This window comes from Lutibacter sp., from assembly GCF_041555395.1.
In the GTDB taxonomy this organism is placed as follows: Bacteria; Bacteroidota; Bacteroidia; order Flavobacteriales; family Flavobacteriaceae; genus Lutibacter.
In genome coordinates, this window is the sequence record NZ_JBFFKM010000104.1 from 1 (window position 1) to 3,241 (window position 3,241).

Genomic DNA, 3,241 nt, shown 5'->3' on the forward strand with positions numbered 1-3,241 from the left:
AGGACAGAGCGTTAAGAAAATGTATGGGATACATTTTTAGCGATAGGGCCAGCCGGCGCTCGGGAAGAATTTATTTTACAGAAAAAGATCATCAGACTAGATTTTTTTGTTACTTTTTTTATCAATGAAAAAAAGTAAAAGTAGAAATTGTTGAAGTTTAAGCATTTTTTTAGTTCATAAACAATCACTAACAGGAAAAAGAAAATTATAGCAATAAAACAATAAGGAATAGTAATTTATATATAGAAGAATGATTAAAAGCATTCTATATAAATTATCAAAAAAATATCGAATACCAAATGAAATTTATAAAAACAAACATCCCCGATGTCATTATAGGTGAACCAACAGTCTTCAAAGACGATCGAGGTTACTTTTTCGAATCCTTCAATAAAGAAATTTTTGAAAAACACTTGGGAAAACCCATTCATTTCTGTCAGGACAACCAAGCAAAATCTACCAAAGGCGTTTTAAGAGGATTGCATTACCAGCTCCCTCCATATGCACAATCCAAATTGGTGCGGGTCATTTCAGGAAAAGTATTGGATATTGCGGTAGACATCAGAAGGGGCTCCGATACTTTCGGTCAGTATGTGGCTGTTGAACTGAGCGGTGAAAATAAACACCAGCTTTTTGTCCCTGCCGGATTTGCGCATGGCTATGTCGTTTTAAGTAAAGAGGCTATATTTAGTTATAAAGTTGATAATTACTATCATAAAGAATCAGAAAGAGGCATCATTTATAATGATCCTGAGCTGCAAATCGATTGGAAATTGCCTTTAAGTGAACTGATTATTTCTGAAAAAGATAAGGTTCAGCCTGCTTTTAACAAGGCCGATTTGTTTGAAAAAATTTAAGGGAAAGATGAATGTATTAATCACAGGAGCAAACGGACAATTGGGATTGGAAATAGCAGGATTAGCGCCAAATTTCTCTGGTTACAGTTTCTTTTTTGCCGATAAAAATCTTTTAAATATTGTCAGTTTTGAAGAAGTAGAAGGCTTTATTTCAAAAAATAAGGTGGATGTCATTGTTAATTGCGCCGCATATACCAATGTGGATAAAGCTGAAGATGAATCCGAAATGGCAAATTTAGTAAATCATTTGGCCGTTAAAAACTTGGCATTAGCAGCAAAAAAGCATTCCTTAAAATTAATACACATTTCAACGGATTACGTGTTTGATGGAGAATCAAGCATTCCATATTCAGAAGGAGATTCCACAAATCCGCAAAATGTTTACGGCAGCACCAAATTAAAAGGGGAAGAAGCATTGTTAAAAATAAATCCAAAGAATTCAATTATTATCAGAACTTCCTGGGTGTATTCAGAATATGGTCATAATTTTGTAAAAACAATGTTAAGGTTAAGCAAAGAAAAAGAAAGCATCTCTGTGGTTTTTGATCAAATAGGATCGCCAACATATGCGAAGGATTTGGCCCAGGCCATTTTGCAAATAATTCCGAAAATCGAGAGTGAAGGCATTCAAATTTATCACTATGCAAACAAAGGCCAGTGCAGCTGGTTTGATTTTGCTTCAGCAATTATGAAAATCGCACAGCAAAGCTGTAAGGTTTTGCCCATAAATTCAAGTGAATTTAAAACCAAAGCGAAAAGACCAAAATTCAGTTTGATGAATACCGAAAAAATACAACATACGTTTAACCTGGAAATCCCTTATTGGGAAGATGCTTTAAGGGAATGTGTATCAAAGTTAGAAGTTAAATATTAGATATTAAAAGTAAAAAGTTAAAATTCACCACAATTAATTCCCCTCTTGAGAGGGGTTAGGGGTGTGTAAAAACATGAAATAAGTAAAAAATATGAAATCACTGTTAATAACAGGCGGAGCCGGATTTATAGGATCAAATTTAGTTGAATATTTGATCGACAAATATCCCGATTATCAAATTGTGGTACTGGATTTACTCACTTATGCCGGTGATGTAGAGAATTTAAAATCAATTAAAAATGCCAAAAACTTTACATTTATTAAAGGGGATATTTGCGACAGGGCGCTGGTTGAGCGTATTTTTCAGCACCATATCATTAAAGGTGTTTTCCATTTGGCAGCAGAATCTCACGTGGACAATTCAATCCTGCATCCCGATGTATTTATTGAAACCAATGTAAAAGGAACCTTTACGGTATTGGATGTGGCTTATAAATATTGGATGGAAAAACCGTTTGTGTATAAAAATGGTTTTGAAAACAGTCGTTTTTTACACGTTTCAACCGATGAGGTTTACGGAACGTTGGGAGAAACAGGTTTGTTTACAGAGCAAACGCCTTATGCCCCAAATTCGCCGTATAGCGCATCAAAAGCAGGCAGCGACATGATTGTTCGAAGTTACCATCATACCTATGGAATGAATACGATAATCACGAATTGTTCAAACAATTACGGACCAAAACAGCACGATGAAAAATTAATTCCTACCGTCATCAGAAAAGCGTTGGCAGGAGAACAAATTCCTATTTATGGCGACGGAAAAAACATCAGGGATTGGTTGTATGTACTTGATCATTGTAAAGGGCTGGACCTTGCGTTTCAAAAAGGAAAATACGGAGAAGTGTATAATATTGGCGGAAAAAATGAGCGGAATAATAACCATATTGCCCAAAAAATTTGTGAAATATTAGATACCTTAGCACCCTTAAAAAACAAGAGTTATAAAAACCAGATCACCTATGTGGAAGATCGCGCAGGCCACGATTTCAGGTATGCCATCGATGCCACTAAAATTGAAAATGAATTGGGCTGGAAAGCCGATGAAAATTTTGAAACCGGATTACTGAAAACAGTGAAATGGTATTTGGAGAAGTATAGCCCCCTAGCCCCCAAAAGGGGGACTGAGCGTTAAAAAAATGTCCAGTGGACATTTTTAGCGATAGGGCCAGGTGGTGCGTTGGGCTTAAAGAAGTTAGAAGTTAAATATTAAATATTAAAAGTTAAAAGGTCAAGTTCGAAATATAATTTGAAAACAAATTAAATAAGAACCGTCCTATGATATTTTTCGTTGTAAAATAAATGTTTTTTTAGCGGGGCTGACGTTGCAACCCAAAGAGCCTCGATGCAGGTGAAGCAGGGAAAAGGCGGTCTGGGTGATGTGGATAAGGACAGAGCGTTAAGAAAATGTATGGGATACATTTTTAGCGATAGGGCCAGCCGGCGCTCGGGAAGAATTTATTTTACAGAAAAAGATCATCAGACTAGATTTTTTTGTTACTTTTTTTATCAA

At 35.7% G+C, this 3,241-nt stretch carries 3 protein-coding genes; all 3 read left to right on the top strand.

The genetic code is table 11. From position 1 onward, the window contains the following. The first annotated feature begins 299 nt into the window (after nucleotides 1–299). A complete protein-coding gene (rfbC, locus tag ABY285_RS12355; RefSeq protein WP_372770508.1) occupies nucleotides 300–857 on the top strand; it encodes a dTDP-4-dehydrorhamnose 3,5-epimerase in 558 nt (185 codons plus the stop codon). A gap of 7 nt (nucleotides 858–864) precedes the next feature. Then, nucleotides 865–1,731: a dTDP-4-dehydrorhamnose reductase gene (rfbD, locus tag ABY285_RS12360; RefSeq protein ID WP_372770510.1), complete on the top strand. Its 867-nt coding sequence runs from the start codon at nucleotides 865–867 to the stop codon at nucleotides 1,729–1,731. 91 nt (nucleotides 1,732–1,822) lie between these two features. Next, entirely contained in the window at nucleotides 1,823–2,863 is a 1,041-nt protein-coding gene (gene rfbB / locus ABY285_RS12365) for a dTDP-glucose 4,6-dehydratase (protein ID WP_372770512.1), read from the top strand. Nucleotides 2,864–3,241 lie beyond the last annotated feature (378 nt).

Bases quoted from the DNA above. Each gene is read 5' to 3' on its own strand.
- rfbC (WP_372770508.1), top strand. From the start codon at position 300: ATGAAATTTATAAAAACAAACATCCCCGATGTCATTATAGGTGAACCA.
- rfbD (WP_372770510.1), top strand. From the start codon at position 865: ATGAATGTATTAATCACAGGAGCAAACGGACAATTGGGATTGGAAATA.
- rfbB (WP_372770512.1), top strand. From the start codon at position 1,823: ATGAAATCACTGTTAATAACAGGCGGAGCCGGATTTATAGGATCAAAT.